Below are 25,368 nucleotides of genomic sequence, written 5' to 3' on the forward strand. Positions count from 1 at the left end.
ATCGAAATTAGGAATTGCGGCCAGCAGGCCGCTGCTATCGGAAAGCTGGAGATGCTGGGGATACCAGAGATCCCGCAGGCAGAAGGTAGAATTAAAGCCCCGGAGGATACAGGTTTTGGCCGCCCAAAAGCAGAGCAATTTTAAGGTAGAAGTGCGACAATGAAGTTTGGCACATCTGCGGTGGCGGTAGCGGACAAGTCGCAGCATAAAATTCGATCGACCAAAAACTATATTAAGCAAATCTACCTAATTAAACGTAAAATACGGAGCGCTAAAAAAATTTCTGTGTAGATATTTTTCCTTCTTCCTTCTTCCTTCTTCCTGATGACCAATGACGGCAGGACCAATGACCTGTTTGACCAATGACCTGCGCAGGCCAATGACCTGTTTGACCAATGACCTGCGCAGGCCAATGCCCAATGACGGCCCGACGGCAGGACCAATGACGGCAGGACCAATGACTAATGACTTCTACTTAATCTTGCTTTTAATATTTAACTGGTGAACTGCTCAAATGCTGGCCATACTAAACAAAATCGGAGAAATTATTGCCCGCTGGTGGTCGGATTTTACCCTCCAGACTCGCCTCATGGCCGGTGCTACTCTCGTAGTGTCGTTAATTATGAGCGGCCTGACATTCTGGGCTGTGAATACTATTCAGCTAGACGCCCGACTTAACGATACTCGCTACGGCCGCGACCTCGGCCTGCTGTTAGCGGCAAATGTGGCGCCACTGATTGCGAACAACGATCGCTCCGAAGTGGCCCGTTTTTCCCGCCAATTTTACAGCAGCACCTCCAGCGTCCGCTATATGCTGTACGCCGACGATGCAGGGGATATTTTCCTGGGGATACCCTTCTCGGAATCGGAGGTGCGCACTTCCCTGACACTGCGCCGCCAAATTAAACTCCCGGATAATTTTATCGCCGACATTGAGGCGAGAAATTTAACTTCTTTACCTTTGGTGCGGCAGCATTTGACGCCAGACGGAGAAGTTACTGACGTATTTGTGCCGCTAATTCACGAAGACAAATATTTGGGGGTGCTGGCGATCGGCATTAACCCCAATCCCGCAGCAGTTATCTCTTCAAATCTAACCAGGGATGTCACTTTAGCAGTATTTGTCACCATTTGGGTGATGGTGATTTTGGGCGCTGTATTTAATGCGCTGACAATTACTCACCCGATCAAACAATTAGTATTTGGGGTCAAAAATATCGCGGGCGGGAATTTTAAGCAGCGAGTTGACCTGCCTTTAGGGGGAGAATTGGGCGAGTTGATTGGCAGTTTTAACGAGATGGCCGAGAAATTAGAAAGTTATGAAGAACAAAATATTGAAGAGTTGACAGCGGAAAAAGCGAAGTTAGAAACTTTAGTTTCCACAATTGCTGATGGTGCACTTTTGCTGGATGCAAATTTGCAGGTGATTTTAGTTAATCCGACTGGGCGACGAATTTTTGGATGGGAAGGTAAAAATGCGATCGGCATTAACGTCGTAAATATTTTACCAGCCGAAGTGCAGCGCGAGTTGGCAAGACCCCTGCACGAAATAGCTGCGGGCGATCGCGAAGGAGGCGAATTTCGCATTACTCTGAGCGAACCTGTCAACCGTACAATTCGGATTCTGCTAACCACCGTAATTCTCCACAAAGCCCCGGGCGCCGAACCTCTGTGCAAAAGCTGCGTGCGCGACGAGGAAGATACCTGCACCGAGTCGCAACGCCCGATCGCGATCGAGTGTACTTTCTACGAGCAAACCTCAAAGCATCAAGGTTCTGAACAGTATCGAGAAAGTCTCAAAGGCATTGCAATGACAGTGCAGGACATCACTCGCGAAGTAGAACTAAATGAGGCTAAAAGTAATTTTATCAGCAATGTTTCTCACGAATTGAGAACCCCTTTATTTAATATCAAATCTTTTATCGAGACTCTCCACGAATACGGAGAAGACCTTCTAGAAAGCGAACGCCGGGAATTCCTAGAAATTGCCAATCGAGAAACCGATCGCCTCACCCGTTTAGTCAACGATGTATTAGACTTATCGCGCCTAGAATCCTGCCGAATTTATCAATTAGACGCGGTTGACCTCCCACAAGCAGTGGAACAAACCCTGCGGACTTATCAGTTGAATGCCAAGGATAAAGGCATCGAATTAGAGCAAGAAGTTGACCCCTGTTTGCCGCCTGCATTAGGTCATTACGATTTGCTGCTGCAAGTATTTGCAAATTTAGTAGGAAATGCCTTAAAATTTACGGAGTCCGGCGGTAAGGTGGCAATTCGAGCCTATTTGCTAGAGTCGGATGCTCATCCACGCAAAGACGGCGCATCCGGAACCCACAAATTTCCACCAAATACCAGCCATTTTCCGGTGGTGCGGATCGAAATTTCTGATACTGGGATTGGCATAGATCCCGAAGATCAGCAGGCAATTTTCGATCGCTTTTTCCGGGTAGAAAACCGAGTCCACACTCTAGAAGGCACGGGATTAGGTCTTTCGATTGTCAGAAACATTATTGACAAGCACCACACTAAAATTAATTTAGTTAGCGAAGTTAATGTGGGCACCACTTTCTGGTTTGACTTACCAGTTTATCAGCACAAACAATCATTAGATATGGAAAATGCTTGGCTGGTGGAAGCACAGGTGGAGACTGAAACAAGTTCGACGGCGGCTAAAACTGTTTAATGAAAATGATGGTTTGTAGTAAAGGCGAATATTCCTAAATCCCCGAAATTATCAGGACTGAAGTCCGAACGATCGAACCTGGGAGAAGGACGCTTTGTCCTCACTACGAACTTATATAACCCATTTTTCCCTCGTTTACTCGTTTCCAGAATTGCGTGAAAACGAGTAAACGAGTAAAATTGTCAAGGTCTAAGAAAGAGTTTTTCGAGCACGTTCCGATCGCTCTTCTGCGGTATCCATGACATCCGCCATTTTCTCCACCATTTCCCCTGGATAATTTTCGAGTACCCGAGTAGAAAGCGAAATCCGGCCGCGACTTTGATCGAGGTCAAGCACCACGGCTTTCAGGGGTTGGCCAGGGGCAAAAACTTGTCCGAGGTTCTCAATATATTTTTGGCTGACTTGCTTGATGTGTAGCAAACCGCTAACTCCTTCCAAGTCCACAAACACGCCAAAAGGCTTGATGCTGCTGACTTTTCCTTCAACTAACTGACCGATTTGTAACTGAGTGAAGGCATTCGATTGAGTCGCCATCCGCTGGGAAAGCACGAGTTTTTCTCGTTCGCGATCGACTTCCAAGAAATTCACGGTCAAAGATTGACCGATCAGCGATTCTATGTTATCGCGTTGGGCTAAGTGCGATCGGGGAATAAAACCGCGCATCCCCTCAACATCCACCGTCACGCCGCCCTTATTCGCCCCAGAAACCCGCACCTGAAGCACTTTACCAGTTTCCTGCAAAGCAACCAAATCTTCCCAAGCTTGCTGAATTTGTAACTGTTTCAGAGACAGAGTAACTTGACCGTCTGCATCTTGTTCGCGGATAATTAAAAATTCCCGTTCCTCGTCTAGCGGAACCACTTGCGACAAATCCGTTACGGTTCTCAAAGCAGCTTCTTCGATCGGCAAAAAAGCCGAAGACTTGCCGCCGATATCAACATACGCGCCATTTGAGTCGTACTCGAACACTTTGCCGCGCACTACTTGTCCCTTCTGGAACTCATAATTGTGCTGTTCGAGGGCTTTAGCAAAATCATCCATTGAAAAGGATGGTTTTGCGCTTTGAGAACCTGTAGATTTGGAATTCATGTCAGTTTATTTGTCAGTTGTCAGTTGTCAGTTGTCAGTTGTCAGTTGTCAGTTGTTAGTTGACAGTTGACAGTTTATTTGTCAGTTGTCAGTTGTTAGTTGTCAGTTGACAGTTGTCATATGTTGAAGGAAGATGTTCCCCCACTCTCCCACTCTCCCACTCTCCCCCTCTACGCCTCTTCCACTCTCTAAGTTGGTTGAAGTTCGTGTTGAAATAGCTGCTTCACCTGCACCCACGATTCGGCTGCTGCGGTAGCGTTGTAACTGCCGCGATGGTCGCAGAAGAAGCCATGGTCGGCATTGTAACCGAAAATTTGGTGGGGAATTCTGTGTTTTTCCAATTCTGCGGCGATTTGGTCAACTTGTTCTTTGGGAATGCTGGCGTCTTGAGTGCCAAAAAAGGCGTAGAGAGTGCCTTTAATGTCTGCTGTGCGGGCGATCGTCCCAGATCCGCCTCCGGGGGTGAGAGTGGCGATACCGGCGCCGTAGAACGAGGCTGTAGCCTTGATTTCGGGCAAAGTAGCGGCGAGGTAGGCGACGTGTCCGCCAAAGCAGAAACCGATGCAGCCAAAACCTTGCGCTTTGACGGATGGTAAGGTTTTGAGGTAATCGATGGCGGCTTGGATGTCGCTGAGGAGTTGGGATGCGGTAGTTTGTTCTTTGTATTCTCTGCCGATTTTGATGGATTCGGGCGTGTAGCCGGTTTCAAAGCCGGGGGCTTGACGTTGGTAGATGGCTGGGGCGATCGCCACATATCCTTCCTTTGCTATTCTGTCAGTAACATCGCGGATGTGTGCGTTGACACCAAAAATTTCTTGAATCACGATAACTGCGGGAAATTGTCCTGCGCCGGCGGGTTGGGCTAGGTAAGCGGCGATTTGCAAATCTCCGTTGGGAATTGTGACGTTAGCTGTGCGAATTTCTGGGTTGGTCATAGTTAGTTTTAGTACAATTATATTTCATATCATGTCCGATAGATTGACCATAACAAAAACGGTTCGTAGTGCGGACTTCAGTCCGCTCTCAAGCTGCGGACTGAAGTCCGCACTACGAACCTTTCTTCGCGGTTCGTTTCACAAATCTATTTTACAACATCACATTCCCCGGAAAATGCTGTTTCAAAACAGGCATCACCGGACAAGGTTTTTGCTCTTGCAAATTCTCCGGCTTGTTCCAAGTAAAAGGCCCTTTCTTCGCCGCCGCCATCCACAGCAAACTTTTGGCTCGCGTCATGGCTACGTAAAGCAAGCGGAACTCTTCTGCTGTTTTCAAATAACCTGCTTGTTCCCACGCTTCTCCCAGATTTGGTAATGGATATTTTTCGTGCAAACTCGCTCGAATTTGTGCTCTGGCTACCTCGGCTAAAGTGAAATCTCCTAGAAATCTAGTTTGTGGCAAAACTCGTAAACTTCCCGGTATGGTTTGGTCGTGCAAAAATGGCAAAAATACGCAATCCCAATCTAAGCCTTTGGCTTTGTGCATGGTAATAATTGTGAGTTGACCTTTGCTGGTGTAGCGTTCTTCTATTTTGTCGTCTGCATCTACAGGTTCAAATCTTTCGGAACTCACAATTTCGCTCAGCACTCCCAAAATATTACTCATTGAATTGTTGCCGGCGGTTTGGATTGCTACTCGTTCTGCTAATTTGTCCGCAGTGGCTAATTCTGTTTGGTCGTATTGCAGCGCTAAGGCTAAAAATGAGATAATTTGGTATGGTGGCAGTTCTAAGCGTGCTTGCAGCAAACCGCAGCAAAAATAACGGCATTTGCGAACTGGTTCTGACTGCTGGGGGTCTAGCGGGCCTGGGTACAGGAATTGTTCGGGGCTGGTGGCAAAGGTATTGTAGTCTTGTTTGGGGATGAGTTGCCGATCGCTCAAAATCTTTAACGCTGCTTTCAGGTAGTCTGGTGAGTGTGGGCGATCGAGAAATTGCAGCAGTGTTAAAATTTCCCAAGGAACCTGAGAATGTCTGTCTCGTTCCCCGACATCCTCAATTTTAATCCCGTATTTGCGCAAATCACAGCTCAATCCGTGTTTTTGCGGATTTTCGAGGACTTCTTTGATAAATTTGCCTTGTTTGTTTTCCCGCACCAAAACTGCCATCGATTTTAGATTTTCTAAGGGCAATTTGGGGCGATTTTCTTCATCCTTCGATTCTCCACCGGATTCAATATTTTGAGCCTGACTTCCCCATTCAAAATCCGCAGGTAAAAATTCCTCGACTAACTCAATTACCCGCTTACCAATTAACTCTACTGTATGGTAAATGTCGCGGGGAGTATGCAATTCTAAGCCGCGACCGATGGGAGCTGGATTGGCATTTTTTTGCGGGTCATCGCTGGGGACAGGTTTAATAGTTTGGTCGCGAAAAGGCTGTTCGGTTCCTGCTAATTCCGAGCTATTTACCCATTGCAACATAAAGTTAGCTGCATCGATTATCACCTGAGTGCTGCGGCCTGCGCCGTCCATTGTTGCTAACTTATTTTCAATTTGGCAATCTTCGCAAAATTTCCGAAAATAAATCGGATCGGCGGGAGTGAAAGTTGAATTAATCGCTTGATTTGGGTCGCCAACTCTGATAAAATTTTCAAGTGAGTTAGGACTGTCGGTTTCGCTAGCTAATATTTTCAAAAGCTTAGTCTGCAAAGGTGTAGAATCCTGGGCTTCGTCCTCAAAGACGGCAAATACTTGCTTTTGCTCGATCGCCTTCGCCGCTGGATTGTCTAGCACCCGCAAAGCTCCTAAAATCATCTCGTCATAATCGATAAATTCCCGACTCCTCAACAAAGCTTGATATTTTTGATATAAACCGCCAGCTACCGCTAAAATTTCATAACCGTCTCCCGAATCAAGGGCGCTCATTTCTAACAACTGTTCGGGCGACAAACCCGAAGATTTTGCCTCGTGAATCACAGTTTTAGCTAACTGTGGCAAAATCTCCGTCCTCAAAACCGATTGGCGCCGCAATCTCTCCGTTTCTTCTCCATCAAATTGCTGTCCTTCTAACAAAACTTGATATCTGCGCGGATTTTCCGCGATCCAAAGTTCTACACAAGTGCGAATTAAGCGGTGACTTTGAGTGGGAGTGACTAAGGTCGAATTTTCGAGATTTAAACCTGACAAATCGGGATGGCGCATCGCAATATTCAAGGCTAAACCGTGCAAAGTGTGCACGGCAAAACCGCCTTGGGATAAAGACAATTGTGCCAATCTTTCCCGAATTTTAGCTTTAATATTAGCAGCAGCCGATCGCGTAAACGTCACCACAATTAACTGGCGGCGGTTGTGCAGTCGGTTGCGGGCGATCGCAATTGCGGACGCAGCAGCCATTCCTGTAGACTTCCCGGCCCCTGGAACCGCCGAAACCGCAAGGGGCCCGCCCGCCCAATCTGCCATCTCGTGCTGGCCCTTACGCAAGCTGTCGCGAATTTTACCGCAAGCAGCAGCCAAAAGGGCGGCTGGCTCTAACTCCGAGAAAGTGCTCTTCGGGCGATCGACGGAGGCAGTCGATCGACTAAAATCAGTATCAAATTCATCAGTCATGATTCCATCCGCGTTTATCTGCGTTCATCTGCGGTTAAAAATAAAAAAAAATTAACCTCTACCGTTTCCATTTTGGTATCGACTCAACTAACGCTATCTATCCGAGCTTAAATTAAAACCAGCATAAAATTCAATACCCAAACCTTTTTACAGGAAAAAGCCCCAATGAAAACTTACCTCAAAACCAATTTTGAGCCACACCAGACAAACCCAGCCACCAACAGCAAAATTCGATTTGCGGTGGTAGCATTATTAACTATATCTTCCGCGATTGCTTTACCAAGCTGCGGAGCCCCACCACCGGGAAGCACCAGCGGAGGAGCTCCCGCCCCTGGCTCCACGCGCGGCTTTGCTTCACCCCGCAGTGCTGAAAACCAAATTGCCGCATCTGCTCCCCAATCCGCACCCGCACCTGTAAGCACACCCCCAGGCGCAGCCTCAAAAGTTGCTGCTGACACCGCAAAAAAACCAGCCGCAGAAACTCCAGCAACTGCTCCCCAACTGATTAAAAAAGCCGAACTCAGTGTAGTTGTCAAATCTATTGACAGCAGCACTAAATCTGTTACCGATATTGTGAAAAAACAGCGAGGCGATATCTTGGCTTTCCAAAACCAAAAGCCGCCGGATTCTAGTGTACGCCAAACCGCAACCGTGCAGATTCGCGTCCCTCAAGAAAAGTTAGAAACTACTTTAGATGCTTTAGCAAAACTTGGAAGTGTGGAAAACCGAGGTCTTACGGCTGAGGATGTTAGCGAGCAATTAGTTGACAGCGAGGCGAGGCTGCGCAACCTCCGCAAATCCGAGGAAGTTGTGTTAAAAATTATGGAGCGCTCCGGCTCTGTTGGCGACGTACTCAAGGCTTCTCAAGAGTTGAGCAATATTCGGGAGTCGATCGAGCGCATCGACGCTCAGTTAAAAAGTTTGCGCAATCAAGTAGCCTATTCTACCATTAGCTTAACCCTAGAAGCAGCAGTTTCTGCCCAGCAAGAACCCGAACCTTCTCTCGGCTTGCGGATGCAGGAAACTTGGGGAAAAGCCACTCATTCTGTGGGCGAATTAACGCTCGGTTTGTTTGCTTTGGCTATTTGGCTGTTGGCTTACAGTCCTTATTTCCTAGTAATTGGGGCTGCAACTTACGGTTTTATTCGATTTAAGAAACAGCATTCTGTTCCGAAAATTCAAGAACCGAAACCGCCTGCTGCAAATTAGTCAGTAGTCATTAGTCATTAGATGTCGTAGCCTACTGACAACTGTTCGTAGTGCGTCCTGGTGTCCGCTTGCTGGGCTGCGGACCCCAGGACGCACTACGAACCAATTTTAGATCGATCGCACGTGATATCATTCCCAATTGCAAATCGAAAATGGCATAAGGTGCGTCGCGATGAGATTGTCGATCTTTGTTTAGGAATTTTCCCTCGCGACGCACCCTACTAATGACTAATGACTAATGACTCTTGACTAATCATCAATTTGCCATCCATCTTTGGTATAATCTTCATCCACAATCTTCTTGGGACGCATCACCAAAACAACTCGCCCCAACACCGACAACTGCGGAGATGTTTCAAACCAGTGCATTTCTAAATTGCCAGCGTTATCGGCGAGGAAATAACTCTCAGCATCCCACTGTCTTTGGGCGCGATCGGCAATAATCAAAACTTCTTCAACTTTACCTTGCAGCGGTACCGGCAGTCGATCGCTCATATCCAAAACTGCCACCGGATCTTCCGCGTTCAAAATTACCTGCCATCCCGGAATCGCCACCCAAGCTCCGGCTCCGGAAAATTTTACCATCCGGAACGGTTCTATTTCCTCCGGCAAAGGCACTGCTAGCAAATCTGACGTAGAAAGCGGCAGTTTGCCTACAACCGGCACAATCCGGGGCAGTTGTTCCTCGGTATCGAGCCTGTAAACTGGTAAGCGGGGAGCTTCCCGCCTCGGAACGACGGTAAAATCGACCAGCAACTGCTCGATTTGCGCCCTAGCGGTTTGGCTGCTAGCTAATTTTAAACCGCGAGCAATTAAGCGCGATCGCTCTTGCAAATCGCTTTTCTGTCTCGCCAATTGCCAGCACTGATAAGCTACAGCATCCCCGGGAGTGTCTGTGAATCCCTGCGGCAGACTCCCGAAGTGCGAAAACTCTTTCATCGCTTTAGCAACTTGGCGGGCATCGTCAACATCCAAATTGTGGGCCAGCATCAAAGCTGCCGCTCCGGCCCGCTCTGCTTGCGAGAGTATCCGAAACTCGTATAAAATATCACTACCTTTGCGCAGAAAGTGCGATCGAACTTCTTCCGAGGCCCCAGCATTGACCATGCTGGTGTAAACTTGGGCTGCCACGCTGACCTGATTTTGCTGAATAGGCTCAAAACCAGTTTGTTCAAAAATCTGCTGGGAGTTGCAGCCAGCTTGCAGCAGCGCCGTGCAGGCTTGTCCCCACTCTACCCAGGTGCCTTCCTTGCGGCGGAGCGATCGAATTAACTTTTCGACATCCACAGTATTAGGCGAGGGTGCAGGTGCAGTAGGGGAGGAATCTTGCGGTGTATCAGTCATAGTTGAATCAAAAACCAGCGTTGAGTTATGTGTAATTGGATACCAGCAAGGCTCGTGTCGCGGCAGAGCGATAGATTGATAGTAAGGGAGTTATGAGACTATTGTTACAGAATAGTTGCTCGCCTAAATTTACAAAGGGGAGTTTATCGTATTGTTATGGATAATGCCATTCCAGAGCTCGATCAAATTAAAAGCCAGCTCATGACCCTACACCGCCCGAAAAAACCAAAAATGCTGGTAGTAGACGATGAACCAGATAATCTGGATTTACTCTACCGCACTTTCCGACGAGATTTTAACGTGCTCAAAGCTGAGAGCGGGATTCGTGCCTTGGAAGTCCTCGGCATAGAGGGCGAAGTCGCCGTCATCATTTCCGATCAGCGAATGCCAGAAATGAAGGGAACTGAGTTTCTCAGCAAAACTGTGCCCCAGTTTCCGAATACGGTCAGAATTATCTTGACTGGTTTTACGGATATTGAAGACTTGGTAGATGCGATTAACTCCGGACAGGTTTACAAGTATATCACCAAGCCTTGGGACCCGAACGAATTAAAAATGGTGGTGCAAAAGGCGGCTGAGACTTATGAAGTTCTCAAGCAGCGGACTGAGGAATTGCACCGCGCCCAAAATCAAATACAACTGTTAGCAACCATCATGCAAACGGCTGTAGATTATCCGAGTTTGGAAGCAACTTTAGACCCAATTACTAATGCTGTGAGCGATAATTTTTTGGCTGATACTTGCATTTTGCAACTGGTGGAAGGAAACGTTTTAATGCCGGCCCAAGGCACTCATACCAGCGGTAAAACTGTGGAAAATTGGCTGGCCGATGACCCTCTGGTTGTAGAGGCGATCTCCTCTCAAGCTATTCAGGGTGCTGTGAATATTGCCAGCGACGCAGCCCTAGCGAGTCTGCCACACTACCAAAAATCGGGCATTCAAGCTCACTTGGCTGTTCCGGTGATTCACAAAGGTCGATCGATCGCCCTGATGTCCATCCAGTGGAACCAACCTTGTTCCCTGCGCCCCGACGAACTCACAACAGTTCACCTCGCCGCTCAACAAGTTGCTTTGGTACTGACGAGTTTTCAGGGTGATTAGTCATTAGTCAGTAGTCAGTAGTCATTAGTCAGTAGTCATTAGTCATTAGTCATTAGTCATTAGTCAGCTATATGTCTTGAGTTGAAAATAATCGCCAATCAATGATTCAAGACAAAAGATAACCGATCGCTAATAAATAAAAAAGCATTAACGACTGGCGACAGAATGACATGAATCGACGGATTAATAATTTTTGCCTGGTAAGTAATGACTAATGACCAATGACCAGCCTTCGGCTTCGCGAGCGGCTAAAATGACCAATGACTAATGACCAATGACCAATGCCCCAATGCCCCACTGCCCTGCGCGGGCCCATGCCCACCCTTCGACTTCGCGAGCGGGCAAGATGCCCCATGCCCCATGCCCCATGCCCAATGCCCCATGCCCAATGCCCCATGCCCAATGCCCCATGCCCAATGCCCAATGCCCCATGCCCACCCTTCGACTTCGCGAGCGGGCAAGATGCCCCATGCCCCATGCCCCATGCCCCATGCCCAATGCCCCATGCCCAATGCCCCATGCCCAATGCCCAATGCCCAATGCCCCATGCCCAATTAATTACTAATGACTAATAACTCAGAAGAAATTAAAACTATATTTAATCGAATTGCACCAGTTTACAACCAAATGAATGACTGGTTGAGCTTTGGGCAGCACCGGATTTGGAAGCAAATGGCAGTGAAATGGAGCGGTGCGGGCCCGGGAAATACTTGTTTAGATTTGTGCTGCGGCAGCGGAGATATAGCATTGTTGCTGGCAAAACAAGCAGGGCCTACCGGTTGTGTATTTGGAGTCGATTTTTCTGCCGAACAATTGGCCGTTGCAGCTAAGCGCGATCGACCTTTTCTCACCCCTGCAAGTCCCATTACCTGGGTAGAAGCTGACGCCCTAAACTTGCCTTTTGCCGACAATTACTTCGACTGCGCCACCATGGGTTACGGCTTGCGTAACGTTACGGACATCCCCCGCAGTCTTCAGGAATTGCACCGCGTCCTCAAACCGGGCGCAAAAGCCGCGATTCTCGACCTCCACCGCCCCAGCAATTCAGTCATGCGGAGCTTTCAGCAGTTTTATCTAGATACTCTCGTAGTGCCGATCGCTCAGCAATTTGGCATGACTCAAGAATATGCCTACATTAATCCTAGTTTAGAAAAATTCCCGATCGGCGAGCAGCAAGTCGCGATCGCCCGCCAAGCCGGATTTGCCACCGCCACCCACTATCCCATTGCCGGAGCTATGATGGGAGTATTGGTCATTAGTCATTAGTCATTAGTCATTGGGAATTGGGAATTGGGAATTGGGAATTGGGAATTGGGAATTGGGAATTGGTTATTAGAAAAATCACTAACAAGTAACCACTAACTATTACCCATTACCCCATTACCCAATGCCCAATGCCCAATGCCCAATGCCCTGCGAGTGCCCATTCCCAATTCCCAATTCCCCAATTATTGATGAATCCGTCTGACATTTGGCTGTTGTTAGCCCCGCCTGTAGTGGGAGGAATTATTGGCTATTTCACTAACGATATAGCTATCAAAATGCTGTTTCGCCCCTATCGAGCGATTTACATCAAAGGGCGGAAGTTGCCTTTCACTCCCGGCTTGATCCCCCGCAACCAAGAGCGCTTGGCCAAGCGCATTTCCGACACAATTATGGGTTCGCTGCTGACACCAGAAGAACTGCAAAATTTGGCGCGACGCCTCCTCCAAACCGAGCGGATGCAGTCGGTAATTCTCTGGTTGTTGCAGTTGGCTCTGGATCAGGTAAAAGCAGACACAGAGCAAAAAACGGCTAAAATTCTTGCTAACATTCTGCGAGACTTGCTGGGGGAATCTGTGCCCCGAATTCTCAAAGTTTTGGCGCGCCGGGAAGATTTTTTAGAAGCTCAGCTCAATCAAATTTTTGACCAAGTTTTGCTGGAAATTCAGTTAACAGAAGCTCAAGCGGGCCAGTTGGCTGATTGGCTGTTGCAGGTAGTAATACCGCCGGAAGTGCTGCGACAGGCTCTGATTGACTTTTTGACCGATCGCAATATTTCGATCATCGATGAAGGGTTTCGAGAAAAAACCAGCGGCACTTATTGGGTAGTAGCAAATTTGTTTGGTTTGCGCAACACTTTAACTCGGCTGCGGACTTTTTGTCTGGATGACAGACAAGTCACAAATCAGCGGTTAGCAGAATTAACTGTTTCTTTGGGAATTCGCGGGCGCCTTCAAGAATGGCTGCAAAATTTGTCGATGCAAAACTTACCGGTTTCGACGGTGAGACAGTTGCGAAAAACTATGCGCGACAGCGTTCGCAGCTACGTTCAACAGCGCGGTACCGAGGTACTTGACGGGTTGAGCAAATCTATTGACTGGGAAAATATTTCGCGGTTGATTCTCAATCGATTGCAAACTTCAGCGGTGATGAGCGCTTCCCTAGAAATTGTTAGCAAAGAACTGGCTTTGGTGTTAGATCGTTATCTGGAGCGGGATTTAGAAAATATTGTAGCTCAGGCTATCCCGATTTTGAATATCGACCAGGTGATTGTCGATCGAGTAAAAGGTACTTCTCCCGAAGAGTTGGAGTTAGCAATTCAGGGAATTGTCAAAAGCGAGTTGCAGGGAATTGTCAATTTAGGAGGCATTTTGGGCGTTTTGGTCGGCTGTTTGCAGACAGTTGTGATGTTGATTCAGCGATGATTTATTTTGGCAGTTGTCAGATATTTGTTGTAGCATAATATTCACTCTCTCTGACACACATAGTACCAAAAATCCGGTTTCTGGGCATTATTTGGCGACCCAGACGATTTAGTTCACAAACCGATCTTTTTGTCAAGTTCCCTAATTCACCTATTCTCTAAATCTATGCCACTTCCAAATTCGGACGATCGCACTTTACTCCCAAAAAACCCCCGCAACCTCAGCCGCCAACAATACGAGCGTTTAACCGCAGAAATGGCCACTCCCTACCGGCCTCTGCGACAGTTTGTTTACGTAGCTTGCGGCGCTTCGGGCTTGATCGGCGGCGTAGTTTTCCTCGCTAAAATTGCCTCGGGCCGAGAAATTGGCACTGCTTTGCCCAATTTTGCCCTGCAAGTCGGAGTCGTGGCTTTGATGGTGTTCCTGTTTCGCTGGGAGCAGCGCGCCAAAGCCCGATCGCCCAAGTCGAAGTAACAAAGCTTTACAAATCTACACAAAAAGATATCTGAAGCAAGGAAAAGTTATAAATATAAAGAAATTATTACGAAACCCTGGTTTGCGATCGATCCCTGTCATTATATGAAGGTGGGTTCAATTGGGGTCAGCAAATTTAAAGACCCTAATCATAAACCGCTTCTAACTCGTTCAATTGGGGTCAGCTTTCATAAAGACCCTAAACATATTAAATAAATTTAAGCCGATCGCCAGCCTTCACTTATAGAAGAGCTGGTGTTCGGCTTTGTGCTATGGGCGAGAAATCGAGAAATATGTCAAAGTCAAAGTAGAAAAAGATGTTGGGAGATTTTACCATGGGCAAGTCATTTTGCAAAGGGCGGTGGACGTTATTTTTAGCCGCAGGTGCGGGAATCGTATTTTACAGCAGCGCGGCGGCGGCGGCCGAGAAGGTAGTGCTCAAATACAGTGCGATCCGAATGACTTTACCAGTCAGCGAATTAGAAATTTTTGCAGAAACTGGGAAAATGTCGCCCGGGTTAGAAATGCTGCTGGGAAAGGCAAAAAAAGAACCGGAAACGGTTCGCCGCAGTCTGATGAGACCGGTGAAAGTCAGTCAAAGCTTGTTGGATCGGACGCTCAACAGTAAAGTTGGGGAAATAATTCTCGATGAAGTGGGTCAGGTAATTCGCACTCCTTCTGGGAAAGCAAATCGAGAAGCTTTGCGCGAGGCCTTGGTGCTGTCGGCAACTAATGATAACGAGATTACGCTACTGGAAACGATGAAGAATTATCCTGCTCCAGAGGTTAATGTTGAGGGCGATCGCTTAGTTGAAGCTTACGGCAAACTTGTAGCTCTGTCTGAACAATTTGGTGGCGCTTCAGAACGGCTGCAAGATATTTTGAACAAGATTCGCCTGCCTAGACTGTAGGAAATTTTGTCAGCAGCGGTTGATTTGTGCGATCGATCGCACAATGTTTCTGAACCTGCATAAATTACAGCGGAGTCACATTTTATTTGTGCAAAATTTGCCGGATTTTAATACCAGTTTGATGTACCGCCACCACCGCACTGTTAATTTTTTTTACCTCCCTCCTATTATCAAGAGTTTCGGCAACACGCACATCACTAGATAGTAGCGGCAGTCGCTTTTTATCGTGGGTTTCAGGCTAATTTGAGCGGGATTTTTCTGAGAGGGCGTGCAACGCCGGATGCGGGAATTAATCCCCATTCAGTAAGCAAAAATAGTGTCCCCTGCAATTTGATGCCCGAAGTTGCGCTCTGCACTTACTTTCGGCACTCACTTAGCATATTGGAGGGGATGCCTGCTAAATTTGCCTTGAAAATTCACAAACCATTACAATCTCTGGTCTTGCTACGCTCAGTAAGCCAAAGTTTCTAAAGTTTCCCGCAGATAGGAGCGAACCTGCTGGTCGATGGTGGCATTTTGCTGCTGATTCTCAAAATTGAGTTCTAGCTGCCAGCGTTGAAATCCTGAACTTGCGCCGATCGCGGATTTGAGACTGCCCCAGATTTCAGAATCTTCGCACAGCTCGATCGGCTCTGCGGTGCGAGGTTCTTGTGCGATCGGTAGATAATTCGCCATATTGTTATACCTCTGTTTTAATCCCCTGTAAGGATTGAAAGCTTACCTTGACACTCTCTATTATAGATTCTTCTCTCCCAATAGCCAATATAAAATATCCACAACCTGCGATTTAAAATTAAATATTAAGACTATTAATAATCTCAATCAGAGCAGGGGCATTACCTATTTTTTTGACTGCATACATCTGTCCCAAGTAAAGTAGCTTAAACTACAATTCAGTCCATCTTAATTTTTTATTTCACTTTTCGAGCGACTGTTGGGGTAGGGATGTAGCGCCGTTGGTGTCCGCAGGTTCTGGGTTGAAAATACTGCTGGCTGACGAATTCCTTATCCCTTCTGCTGGTGGGATTGACTCTGCGGGTGCAGCCTGAGTGACAGTTGTCTCGCCCGCCTCATCCGGCAAAAGTCGATCGACTTCCCAAGGTGCGATCGTAAAATCCTGCCTAATTTTTTCTAAAACATGAGGCTTTGTCGCTGCAAATTCTGATTCCGGCGTCAGCAAAACCGCCACAACACTAGCAGACACCTGCAAAAACAAATTGCTAGCTAAAAAAGCCGAAGCTGCCAACAACAATCCAGCCCAGCGCCAGGAAGGAGGAAACGGAACTACTCCAGCAGCGAGGGGAGCAAATCGATATAGCTGCCACAAAATTACTGCCAGCAAAACAGCTATAAAAAGAGCGATTCCTTGATTTAATTTAGTTTTAAACCGAGTCAGCATCTGCTGCTGCACAGAAGTTAAATTCTGCGGTTTCACCGCCACAACTAAAATACTAAAAATGTAAAAAGGGCGGAACCATTGCATCCACAGCACAGGAGCAATACCTGCTACAGCCACTAAAAACACTTCTAACCAGACAGGGAGCATAGGAGAACCCACGGCGAGTCCCAGCAAGCACAGTCCGAGGAAAATCGGCAATGCAGCGGCTCCAGAAAGGTGAATCCATAAGAAAGGCTCTGACCAAAAAGAACGCACTTTAATTAATTATTAGTTATGAATTATGTGTTTTGAATTTTGAATATTGAGATTTTTGGATGCACTCTTGACCCAGAAACCGGATGCGAGGAGTAAATATTTAGCGGTCAAACCAAGGGCTTACGAGCAGAAATCGGGTTTGTTTCAGAAATTATTATGGGAGTGAGCGAATTTTGAATTTTAAGCAAGAGAAAAGACGATTAGGAAGTTCCTTCTGCCAACTGCCAACTGCCAACTGTCAACTGCCAACTGCCAACTGCCAACTGCCAACTGCCAACTGCCAACTGCCAACTGTCAACTGCCAACTGCCAACTGCCAACTGTCAACTGCCAACTGTCAACTGTCAACTGTCAGATGAGTTTGGGAGTATTGAGTGAAGAGAATAGTTTCGAGCGATCGGCAATTTAGTTGCCTTCACTCAAAACTTCTCTTCCAACTCAACACTCACAACTCAACACTATTGAGATAGAGTCCGGCGCTTAGTAACCATGCGGTAGGCTTCAATAATATCGCCATCCGCCCAGTCGCTAAACCCGCTCAAGGAAATACCGCATTCGTAGCCAGTATTGACTTCCTTGGCATCTTCCTTCATCCGTTTGAGGGAGTCGAGGACACCTTCGTAAACGACATTGTTGCCCCGGCGCACCCGCACCTTACAGTTGCGGATGACCTTGCCTTCGAGTACGTAACATCCAGCCACAGCCCCGCGACCGATCGCAAAGATAGCGCGCACTTCCACCTTACCCAGGGGTTCTTCCACCAGTTCGGGTTCCAGCAGACCTTCCATTGCCCCTTGAATGTCATCCAAGAGGTTGTAGATGATGCTGTATTCCCGCACGTCTACGCCCGCTTGGTCGGCCGCTTGGCGAGCGCCGCTGGCGAGAGTAGTATTGAACCCGACAATCACAGCATTACTAGCTGCGGCGAGGTCAATATCCGTTTCTGTGATTTCTCCAGGAGCAGATAGCAGCAGTCGGAGTTGAACTTCTTTTTGAGGAAGTTGAGTCAGAGCGCCGACAATTGCTTCGAGGGAGCCTTGGACATCTGCCTTCAAGATCAAGTTTAGTTCCTTAAGAACGCCTTCCTTAGCTTGTTGAGAGAAGCCGCTGAGGCTGATCCGACCGCCTTGCAGCAGGCGGGAATCTCGTTGAGATGTAGCTCTTCCGCTTGCGATCGCCGCTGCTTCTTTTTCGTTGGCGAAGACATCAAACTCGTCTCCGGCGCGAGGAACTTCCCGCAAGCCCAGCACTTCCACCGCGAAGGATGGAGTTGCTTGCTCTACGCGATCGCCGCGATCGTCGATCATTGCCCGCACCTTACCCAGAGCCGAGCCTGCGACCACAATATCGCCCACTCGCAGAGTGCCGTTTTGCACCAGCAGAGTTGCCACAGGCCCCCTTGCCTTGTCGAGGTGAGCTTCAATCACAGTACCCTTAGCAGGTCGGTTCGGGTTAGCGTTGAGGTCTTCCATTTCTGCGACTGTCAGAATCATTTCCAACAGCGTATCCAGGTTTTCCCCTCGAATAGCGCTGACTGGAACCATCGTGATATCGCCGCCCCAGTCATCTGCGACCAAGCCGTACTCAGTCAGCTCTTGCTTCACCCGTTCCGGCTGAGCGCCCTCTTTGTCTACTTTATTAATAGCCACGACAATTGGCACTTTCGCCGCTTTCGCGTGGCTGATAGCTTCAATTGTCTGAGGACGCACACCGTCGTCCGCCGCCACCACCAAGATGGCGATGTCCGTAACCCGCGTTCCCCGAGCCCGCATTGCTGTAAAGGCTTCGTGGCCGGGCGTATCCAAAAATACCACCTGCTGGCTCTTGCCTTCGTGTACCACATCCACGTGGTAAGCGCCGATATGCTGGGTAATCCCCCCAGCTTCTCCCTGAGCCACCTTTGTTTTGCGGATCGAGTCGAGCAACGTAGTTTTGCCGTGATCCACGTGGCCCATAATCGTTACCACTGGCGGACGGCGCTGGAGGTATTCCAAATCTGCTTCGTCCAGCATCTCGATCACTTTGATCGCTGGGGCTACTTTTTCGGGAGTTTCTACCTCTACGCCCATTTCTTCGGCTACCATTCTCACCGCTGGAATGTCCAGGGTTTCGGTAATGTTTACCGCAATGCCTTTAGAGAACAGCCGCTTAATAATTTCGGTTTCGGGAACAGCCAAAGTAACTGCTAGTTCTTGAACGGTCATCGGTCTGCTCAGCAGCAGCTTTTCTGGACGTTCTACCTTAGCTTCGGCTGTTTTGCCCCGGTTGCCGCGTCCCCCGGTCGAACCAGAAGAGCTTTTATCGTGAGAAGGGCCTGGTCTCTTGTTTTTTCCGCTGTTTCCGGGTGCGCCCGGAGCTGGTGTTGACTTGGGTGCTGCTTGTCCCTTCGCTTTAGCTGGGCGGGCTAGGGACAGGCTTACCGTGACTGGTGCTGGCAGATCCAAGCCGTTTTCTAAGTCATCGTCATCCTCGTCTATGGGTTTGAGGCGAGAACGTTTGACCTTGCCTGCTTTGGCGGCTTTGGCAGCGTCTGAGTTTTCCTCGTCATCTTCTTCCCAAATGACCTGTGTCTTTTTGGCTGGACGAGGCAGTGTCGGCCTGCTGAGGAGAGGAATCTCCAGCAACGGCGTATCTTCTTCGAGATCGTCTCCGTCTTCTCCTGCGGGTGCGGTGTCACCGCCCCGGCTGCGCAGCCCGGCGGCTGAAGTTGCCGGGGCCAGGCTCCGGCGCGGGCCAGGCTGGGGTCGATCTGCAAGTTGAGTTTTGACTGGGCCGCCAGCGCCTTCCCGGCGCGGTCTTTGCGCGTCGCGAGATTCGGTACCACCCGGTGCAGGTCTGCTGGGGCGGCTCGGTTTTGCCGGCGCTTCCAGAGTTTCTGACTGTTCTGATTGCTCTTGCTCGGTTCTGGCAAGTTTCAGTACCGGCTTGTTTCCCTGATTTTGCGGGGAGCGCGTCGCCGACTCGGACGCTGCTCTGACTGGCGGGGACGTGAGTTTGGCCCCGGGCGGCGCTGGAGGGGCGACCGGCGGGCGCTGGGTGCGTTCGGGAGCCTTGGACGACGGCGGTTGAAGTCCCGCAGGTGCCGCAGGTGCTTGAGCCTGGGCGGTTGTTTCCGCTGTCTCGGCGATCGCACCTACAGTTTCCGACACTGTTTCTGACGGAGCCGCCGAGCCAGCGACATTTGGTTTCGACAGTACAGGTCGATTGATATTTGGTTTCGCTGGAGGCTGGAGTTGTTGAGCGGGCGATTTGGGAGGAGTTGCCACGGTTGCCCCAGGCTGGTTTTTTTTCTCCTCGTTGCCCGCCGGCTGGGAGGAAGCACCAGCCGGCCGTACTTTTGGACTGCGTATTTCTAAAATTTGCTGCTTTTTTTGTTGGTCGTTAGGGTGAGGGCCAGATTCTCTAGATGGCGCTGCTGCTCTGTCGGGGGGAGCTGGCTTGCCGGAGGAAGAGTGGCTGGCTACGTATTTTTCCGCCGTTTTGCGAATGCGTTCTGCTTCGGATTCTGTAATTGTGCTGCTGTGGCTCTTGACTGAAATATTGAGCCGCTCGCAAACTGCCAAGATGTCTTTATTATCCAAATTTAGTTCCCGTGATAATTCGTAAATTCTTACTTTGCCGTTGTTCATCCACTCTGCCCTCTTTTGTGCCAACCAGTTTTTACATTTTGATTTTTTGTTCTAATGACGACATCATTCGCTGTGATTGATTCAGTGTCAGGAATCGGGGTTTTGGTACTCGCTCAGCAATTTTATCTAAAAGATGTAACTCGCTGAAGTCTGCGGTTGGAGAATTCTCAAGTCTTTTTGGGAACTTGGAACTCTGAAGTCTGAATTTTGGCAACTGCCACAAATCTAGCTTCAAAGTTTGCCTTTCCACCTTGAGGATACCTCTGCTAGTACCCTACCCTTATCTAATCTGACACAAATCTTTCCAGACTGGTGGGCAGATCGGATTGGGGTTTGAGAGCTGGCGCTACCAATAATTACTGGTAGGGCTGCCAAGAGGGTTTATACAGTCGAGGCCGAACTATTGTCGGTTTGGCGCCCGGTTGAGGCACTGTCAGATGTACAGTTAGATGTGGCTAAACGCTGCCAAAGTGTTTGGTACAGTTCGTCAGACACAGGTGCTTTGAGCGATCGCCCAAGTCGATTTTTTTTCTGAGCTGCTTTGAGGCATTCGCTCGCCGGACAAAGGTAAGCGGAACGACCGAGGCCACGATCTAATTGTACCTGATGAGAAGGATAGAGCCTGACTACTCGCCAAAAAGCTTCCTTAGGAGCTATTTTTCGACAACTTGCACAACACCGGTAGTTCGGTTTCATCGGAGTGAGAAGGAGAGAGTGTCCGAGTGGGAGAGGGGGGAATAGCGGACTTTTCCTCCTTGTCTCCCGTGCGGGAAAAAGTGAGTGAATGTCGCAGTTTTTAGACTGTGGCTGGGGTTTCCTCCGTGGCTGCCTCCTCTTCCTCAAATTCTGCGGTTTCCTCGTCGCCGTCGTAGCCGGATGCTTCGTCTTCGTCGTAGTCATCGCCTGCTAGTTCTTCGAGCCTGCTTGCTTCTGCTGCCAATTTGGTGTCTTCGGCGTCGCGATCGTACTTAGCAATATCTTTGATATCGATTTTCCAACCTGTCAGGCGGGCTGCGAGGCGGACGTTCTGACCTTCTTTACCAATGGCAAGACTCAGTTGGTCTTCAGCGACCAAAATGTGAGCGCGTCTGCCTTCTGGGGCAACCAAACGCACTTCGTCTACTCTAGCAGGACTCAGAGCGTTAGCAATATAGGTGGCAGGGTCTGGAGACCAGCGGATCACGTCTATTTTTTCGCCGCGCAATTCGTTGACTACTACCTGAATCCGCGATCCCCGCGCTCCGATGCAGGCTCCTACCGGGTCTACGTCGCGATCGAGAGTATCAACTGCTATTTTAGTCCGGGGGCCGACGTGCCGGGAGGGCGGATTTGCCTCCCTGGCTACGGCGACAATCCTCACCACCCCGTCTTCTATTTCTGGTACTTCGTTAGCAAACAGGTAAACCACCAAACCTGCGTCTGCTCTAGAAACAAGTAACTGCGGCCCTCTAGTAGAGCCTTCGCCTACTTTTTTGAGATAAACCTTGAATGTAGCATTTGCCCGGTAATTATCGTTGGGCAACTGTTCGCGCTTGGGGAGTTCGGCATCTACTTCGGGCTGACCAAAGCTGCTGGTAACTGCCAAAATTACCGACTGCCTCTCAAACCTGAGCACTCTTGCTTGCAGAACGGTTTCTTCTAAATCTTTGAACTCTTCTTGAATCATTTTGCGCTGTTGGTCGCGCAATTTTTGAGCAAGAACTTGTTTGGTCTGGATGGCAGCCATGCGACCAAATTCTTTTTGATTTGGTGTGACATCTACGAGCACGATGCTCCCTGGCTGAGCTTCCGTGGCTACTTCTTGCACTTCGGAAAGTGATATTTCGTGATCGGGATTGACAACTTCTTCGACAATAGTTTTGTTAGCTAAAACGCGGAAACCTTCTTGTTCTGCATCGAGTTCCACATCAAAGTTGTCGAAGTATTCTTCGCTGAAGTGGTCGAGTTTTTGGGTGCGACGGTACCGTTCGTATCCTTTGAGTAGGGCTTCTCGCAAGGCTGCTTGGACGGCGTGTTTGGGTAAATTTCGCTCTTTGCTAATACCTTCGACCATTTCTTTGAGGCCGGGCAGGGGAACCATTGACATATAAAACACTCCTTTTTTGCTGTGACAATACGTAACTGATAATCGGCGCTCTGTAATTGGTGATTTTCGGGAAAAAGTGATGATTGATGAGTGAGAAAGATTGGATTTGGAAATTCGGGTGCAGTAACAATTTATTTGTTATTCCAGTTCTACCCGTTGCTAAAGATGTGATTCTTAAAAATTAACTCGCAGCAAAGCACTTTCAGCTTACTGCGAGGCAATCTCCAATCTCAAATCTCTCGGGCGGACATGGGCACCGCCCCTACAACTCAAAACTCAAAATTCAAGGTTTCCCTTGACTACTCCTTTCCTTCGTCTAGTTCAACTTTGACAATCTGAGGGCGGGGAATTTTAACCTGTCGCCCTTTTTGATTGAGATAAACCGTTGTTTCATCCCGGCCCACAAGTAGTCCTTTCCACTCTTTGACTCGCGAGTCCGGTTCGGTGGCTTTGACTGTGACGGGGAAACCTTTAAAAGTAATGAATTCTCGATCGCTGCTGAGCAATCGGGATATTCCGGGACTGGAAATCTCTAGCACGTAGGCGTCGGGGATGATGTCGGATGCGTCTAACTCGGCTTCGAGAGCTGTGCTCATCCGCTCGCAGTCGGCTAAACCGGTGTCTTGCTGGAGGTTGCGGATGTCTACCCGCAAGACGGGAGGATTTTGGTTGGTGTGAAACACTGCTCCCACTACTTCCAATCCCAGTGTTTCCGCAACGGGGGTAGCTAAGTCAATGATTTGTGGGATTAGGGGATGAGTCATATCGAATACTTAAGTTAACACTCCTGAACTGGGACACGGGCAAGGAAAAATTTGGTGTTGAGATTGCTTGGCTTTGAGGTGGTTTTATTGGGTTGCTGCGACTTTCGTCTTCAACTTTGGGACTTACTCAACATCCCTGCTGGGGAGCTCAAGCGGGGGAATTATCCCTACTGGATCAGTCCTCAACTGGCAAGTCTGACGCCCCGATCTCTTTTCCTGCGACTAATGCAACAAAAAAAGTGGGCTTGACCCACTTCTAGGTAAAACAATTTCTTCCAAGAAGTTTGAGGAATTCTTCCGATCGAAGTGTGCCTCATTTTTCATTTTAGCTCGATCGCCAGCCCAGTGACAAACCTTAACCACCGGGGGAGTGTCGGGGGGAGTGGGGGAGTGTCCGAGTGTCCGATGGACAGAGTGGGAGTGTCCGAGTGTCCGATGGACAGAGTGTCCGAGTGTCCGAGTGTCCGATGGGAAAAAGATTCTATCTTGCTTCTGACGGCCCGACGGCAGGACCAATGACTGCCCGACGGCAGGACTTCTTGCTTCGACATCCGTTAGCTTAACGCGGGCCTATGCGTTGCAACTCCTTGGCTTGTTCTAAAATTTTCTCGAAGTCTTCTTCGCTCAACCGCTGGATGTAGTTAATTTTGAACTCTTCTAGGAAGTCGCACAGCAGCAGTTGTATTTCTTGCCAGGTTTGCTGCTGTTGCAATTCGGCTCCTAAAGCTTGCCCGAAATGTTGGACTAGCTGGCTTGAGAGTTTTGTACCTATGGGGTCTTCGCTGGCGATTTTAAAGGCTTCGTAGGCATCTTGGGGGCCGAGAGTGACTAATTTCGAGAGTTCTGCAACTAATTGCTCTGCTAGCTGTGCTGGCAGGTTTCCCAGTCCGGGTACTTGCTTCCATCCTTGATAGAGGGGGGATTGTTTGAGAAATAATTCTATATTGTAGCGGAGCAGGGCTTCTAGGTCTGGCTGGAGTTGGGGCAGGACTTTGTAGACGGTGATTTGGACTAGATGGGTGGCGATCGCTTCTATTTCATTTACATTGTTGATATCTAGATAGCGTTGTTTTTGGGATTGAAATAGTTGACGGGCTAGTTCGCCTGTGGTAATTGATTTTTGCATCTGGTTGATGAGCTGAATTACTACTACTTCGGTCAATTCTTGGGCGAAGTTGGCGACGAAACCCCGGCTGATTTGGGTGCGTATGGGTTGGAGGTCGGGCATTTTGGCTTGGTGGATGCGAATTGTGACGGGTAATACTCGCAACAGCCGCCAGAATGGGAGGAACAGAAAGATGTCGTACCACCGCCAGAGCATGGCTGCTCGCCAACTGACACTGCGGTGGCGGCGGCTGATGAAGTAGGTGCGGGCTAGAAATTCGATCGCGAATATGGCAATAAATGGCAGGTCGATTTGCCAGAAGTTGTCGGTAAATTCGCCATTTTCTCCGATCGTGCGGTAATAGTTGATGGCGATTAACGGCTTGATTTTGGCGTCAAACCAAGTGATTTCTTGTTGCCAGCCTTGTTTGTTTAAATAGTCAGGGATCCAGAATGTTTTGAATGATTGTTTGGCGGAGTCTTGCGGATTCGGAGCGCGATCGCGCATCCGGTCTTTGATTTTTTCTAGGCTGCCGCTTTTTGATGCTACTCGAAACGGATCTTCGTCGATCATCTTCGCGCTCAGATTGTTTATTTCCTGCAATTTGGCTGCTACTTCGGGAGATGGCAAGCCTGTTTGCACTACTTGATTTTTTAATTCTTCTAAGGTCTTGAGATATTTCTGGGTGTCTCGGTGGGGTTGAATTCCTTTAAACTGGTCGTATATTTGGGTGATAATTGGCACTTGCCGGAAGTAGAAATCTCGCCAGGGGACGTAACTTATGTCAAATAATACTAGGCTGAAATTTCCTAGGGCGACCAGTGCCATGAAGCGCTCGAACCAGGGTACTTTCGGTGATTCTTTGCGGGAGTTGGGATTTTGAGATGGCTGTATTTTTGGTGTCACTGGCAGTTCCTAATTAAGTAGAGGGATCTCAATAAATGTAACTGGTAATAGCTGAAAAAAGGCAACAGCTTAAACATGCTAATTGTCGGGTCGCACTCGGATTGCGATCGAGCAAGCTAGTATTGATTTTAACCAGGGGAAAGTTGGGGTGTTTTGGATTGTTGATTTTGCCGGGTCGGGT

20 protein-coding genes are annotated in these 25,368 nt (G+C 48.6%); 7 read left to right on the plus strand and 13 right to left on the minus strand.

Going from position 1 to position 25,368, the window contains the following annotated elements; translation table 11 throughout:
- Positions 1–514: 514 nt before the first annotated feature.
- On the plus strand, positions 515–2,686 hold the full coding sequence (locus tag QUB64_RS06170) for an ATP-binding protein (RefSeq protein WP_333269362.1): 2,172 nt from the start codon (positions 515–517) through the stop codon (positions 2,684–2,686).
- Between the two features lie 189 nt (positions 2,687–2,875).
- On the opposite strand, the gene QUB64_RS06175 is transcribed toward QUB64_RS06170, so the two are convergent.
- From QUB64_RS06175 to QUB64_RS06185, 3 genes are all read right to left on the minus strand, one after another.
- On the minus strand, positions 2,876–3,775 hold the full coding sequence (locus QUB64_RS06175) for a S1 RNA-binding domain-containing protein (protein WP_333269361.1): 900 nt from the start codon (positions 3,773–3,775) through the stop codon (positions 2,876–2,878).
- A 188-nt stretch (positions 3,776–3,963) separates the two neighbouring features.
- The gene (locus QUB64_RS06180; protein ID WP_333269360.1) at positions 3,964–4,710 is read right to left on the minus strand and encodes a dienelactone hydrolase family protein; all 747 of its coding nucleotides are present in this window, start codon (positions 4,708–4,710) and stop codon (positions 3,964–3,966) included.
- Positions 4,711–4,861: 151 nt separating this feature from the next.
- A complete protein-coding gene (locus tag QUB64_RS06185) occupies positions 4,862–7,318 on the minus strand; it encodes an ATP-dependent helicase (RefSeq protein ID WP_333269359.1) in 2,457 nt (818 codons plus the stop codon).
- 165 nt (positions 7,319–7,483) lie between these two features.
- Here QUB64_RS06185 and QUB64_RS06190 point away from each other — a divergent pair, with 165 nt between their 5' ends.
- Positions 7,484–8,527 carry a DUF4349 domain-containing protein gene (locus tag QUB64_RS06190; protein WP_333269358.1) on the plus strand — a complete coding sequence of 348 codons (1,044 nt, stop codon included), beginning with the start codon at positions 7,484–7,486 and terminating at the stop codon, positions 8,525–8,527.
- 249 nt (positions 8,528–8,776) lie between these two features.
- Here the strand turns inward: QUB64_RS06190 and QUB64_RS06195 are convergent, their stop codons facing one another.
- Positions 8,777–9,871, minus strand: coding sequence for a RuBisCO accumulation factor 1 (locus tag QUB64_RS06195; protein ID WP_333269357.1), 1,095 nt, complete (start codon positions 9,869–9,871; stop codon positions 8,777–8,779).
- 156 nt (positions 9,872–10,027) lie between these two features.
- Here QUB64_RS06195 and QUB64_RS06200 point away from each other — a divergent pair, with 156 nt between their 5' ends.
- Positions 10,028–10,972, plus strand: a complete 945-nt coding sequence (locus QUB64_RS06200; RefSeq protein WP_333269356.1) for a response regulator — start codon at positions 10,028–10,030, stop codon at positions 10,970–10,972.
- Positions 10,973–11,220: 248 nt separating this feature from the next.
- On the opposite strand, the gene QUB64_RS06205 is transcribed toward QUB64_RS06200, so the two are convergent.
- Positions 11,221–11,520, minus strand: a complete 300-nt coding sequence (locus tag QUB64_RS06205) for a hypothetical protein (RefSeq protein ID WP_333269355.1) — start codon at positions 11,518–11,520, stop codon at positions 11,221–11,223.
- A 16-nt stretch (positions 11,521–11,536) separates the two neighbouring features.
- Between QUB64_RS06205 and ubiE the strand changes: the two genes are divergently transcribed.
- From ubiE to QUB64_RS06225, 4 genes are all read left to right on the plus strand, one after another.
- A complete protein-coding gene (gene ubiE, locus QUB64_RS06210) occupies positions 11,537–12,238 on the plus strand; it encodes a bifunctional demethylmenaquinone methyltransferase/2-methoxy-6-polyprenyl-1,4-benzoquinol methylase UbiE (RefSeq protein WP_333269354.1) in 702 nt (233 codons plus the stop codon).
- Positions 12,239–12,426: 188 nt separating this feature from the next.
- Positions 12,427–13,659, plus strand: coding sequence for a DUF445 domain-containing protein (locus QUB64_RS06215; RefSeq protein WP_333269353.1), 1,233 nt, complete (start codon positions 12,427–12,429; stop codon positions 13,657–13,659).
- A gap of 165 nt (positions 13,660–13,824) precedes the next feature.
- Positions 13,825–14,133, plus strand: a complete 309-nt coding sequence (locus QUB64_RS06220) for a DUF3493 domain-containing protein (RefSeq protein WP_333269352.1) — start codon at positions 13,825–13,827, stop codon at positions 14,131–14,133.
- Positions 14,134–14,468: 335 nt separating this feature from the next.
- Entirely contained in the window at positions 14,469–15,044 is a 576-nt protein-coding gene (locus QUB64_RS06225; RefSeq protein WP_333269351.1) for an alpha/beta hydrolase, read from the plus strand.
- Positions 15,045–15,494: 450 nt separating this feature from the next.
- On the opposite strand, the gene QUB64_RS06230 is transcribed toward QUB64_RS06225, so the two are convergent.
- The 8 genes from QUB64_RS06230 to QUB64_RS06265 form a co-directional block, all read right to left on the minus strand.
- A complete protein-coding gene (locus QUB64_RS06230; protein ID WP_333269350.1) occupies positions 15,495–15,719 on the minus strand; it encodes a hypothetical protein in 225 nt (74 codons plus the stop codon).
- Positions 15,720–15,960: 241 nt separating this feature from the next.
- On the minus strand, positions 15,961–16,698 hold the full coding sequence (locus tag QUB64_RS06235; RefSeq protein WP_333269349.1) for a low-complexity tail membrane protein: 738 nt from the start codon (positions 16,696–16,698) through the stop codon (positions 15,961–15,963).
- Positions 16,699–16,898: 200 nt separating this feature from the next.
- Positions 16,899–17,045: a hypothetical protein gene (locus QUB64_RS06240; protein ID WP_333269348.1), complete on the minus strand. Its 147-nt coding sequence runs from the start codon at positions 17,043–17,045 to the stop codon at positions 16,899–16,901.
- 110 nt (positions 17,046–17,155) lie between these two features.
- A complete protein-coding gene (gene infB, locus QUB64_RS06245) occupies positions 17,156–20,326 on the minus strand; it encodes a translation initiation factor IF-2 (protein WP_333269347.1) in 3,171 nt (1,056 codons plus the stop codon).
- Between the two features lie 381 nt (positions 20,327–20,707).
- Positions 20,708–21,022, minus strand: a complete 315-nt coding sequence (locus QUB64_RS06250; RefSeq protein WP_333269346.1) for a YlxR family protein — start codon at positions 21,020–21,022, stop codon at positions 20,708–20,710.
- A 100-nt stretch (positions 21,023–21,122) separates the two neighbouring features.
- Positions 21,123–22,412 (minus strand): transcription termination factor NusA, encoded by a 1,290-nt coding sequence (gene nusA / locus QUB64_RS06255; protein ID WP_333269345.1) that lies wholly within the window; start codon positions 22,410–22,412, stop codon positions 21,123–21,125.
- Positions 22,413–22,711: 299 nt separating this feature from the next.
- Positions 22,712–23,176 carry a ribosome maturation factor RimP gene (gene rimP / locus QUB64_RS06260; protein ID WP_333269344.1) on the minus strand — a complete coding sequence of 155 codons (465 nt, stop codon included), beginning with the start codon at positions 23,174–23,176 and terminating at the stop codon, positions 22,712–22,714.
- Positions 23,177–23,735: 559 nt separating this feature from the next.
- Complete coding sequence (locus tag QUB64_RS06265) at positions 23,736–25,187, minus strand: hypothetical protein (protein WP_333269343.1); 1,452 nt, start codon at positions 25,185–25,187, stop codon at positions 23,736–23,738.
- Positions 25,188–25,368: the final 181 nt, after the last annotated feature.

Source organism: Microcoleus sp. Aus8_D2 (genome assembly GCF_036702665.1).
Lineage (GTDB): Bacteria > Cyanobacteriota > Cyanobacteriia > Cyanobacteriales > Microcoleaceae > Microcoleus.

Excerpts from the sequence above, each read along its gene's own strand:
- QUB64_RS06175 (WP_333269361.1), bottom strand. The coding sequence starts at position 3,775 with ATGAATTCCAAATCTACAGGTTCTCAAAGCGCAAAACCATCCTTTTCA.
- infB (WP_333269347.1), bottom strand. The coding sequence starts at position 20,326 with ATGAACAACGGCAAAGTAAGAATTTACGAATTATCACGGGAACTAAAT.
- QUB64_RS06215 (WP_333269353.1), top strand. The coding sequence starts at position 12,427 with ATGAATCCGTCTGACATTTGGCTGTTGTTAGCCCCGCCTGTAGTGGGA.
- nusA (WP_333269345.1), bottom strand. The coding sequence starts at position 22,412 with ATGTCAATGGTTCCCCTGCCCGGCCTCAAAGAAATGGTCGAAGGTATT.
- QUB64_RS06220 (WP_333269352.1), top strand. The coding sequence starts at position 13,825 with ATGCCACTTCCAAATTCGGACGATCGCACTTTACTCCCAAAAAACCCC.
- QUB64_RS06230 (WP_333269350.1), bottom strand. The coding sequence starts at position 15,719 with ATGGCGAATTATCTACCGATCGCACAAGAACCTCGCACCGCAGAGCCG.
- QUB64_RS06185 (WP_333269359.1), bottom strand. The coding sequence starts at position 7,318 with ATGACTGATGAATTTGATACTGATTTTAGTCGATCGACTGCCTCCGTC.
- QUB64_RS06195 (WP_333269357.1), bottom strand. The coding sequence starts at position 9,871 with ATGACTGATACACCGCAAGATTCCTCCCCTACTGCACCTGCACCCTCG.
- QUB64_RS06225 (WP_333269351.1), top strand. The coding sequence starts at position 14,469 with ATGGGCAAGTCATTTTGCAAAGGGCGGTGGACGTTATTTTTAGCCGCA.
- QUB64_RS06250 (WP_333269346.1), bottom strand. The coding sequence starts at position 21,022 with ATGAAACCGAACTACCGGTGTTGTGCAAGTTGTCGAAAAATAGCTCCT.
- QUB64_RS06200 (WP_333269356.1), top strand. The coding sequence starts at position 10,028 with ATGGATAATGCCATTCCAGAGCTCGATCAAATTAAAAGCCAGCTCATG.
- QUB64_RS06190 (WP_333269358.1), top strand. The coding sequence starts at position 7,484 with ATGAAAACTTACCTCAAAACCAATTTTGAGCCACACCAGACAAACCCA.
- QUB64_RS06205 (WP_333269355.1), bottom strand. The coding sequence starts at position 11,520 with ATGGGGCATTGGGCATTGGGCATTGGGCATGGGGCATTGGGCATGGGG.
- QUB64_RS06170 (WP_333269362.1), top strand. The coding sequence starts at position 515 with ATGCTGGCCATACTAAACAAAATCGGAGAAATTATTGCCCGCTGGTGG.
- ubiE (WP_333269354.1), top strand. The coding sequence starts at position 11,537 with ATGACTAATAACTCAGAAGAAATTAAAACTATATTTAATCGAATTGCA.
- QUB64_RS06180 (WP_333269360.1), bottom strand. The coding sequence starts at position 4,710 with ATGACCAACCCAGAAATTCGCACAGCTAACGTCACAATTCCCAACGGA.
- rimP (WP_333269344.1), bottom strand. The coding sequence starts at position 23,176 with ATGACTCATCCCCTAATCCCACAAATCATTGACTTAGCTACCCCCGTT.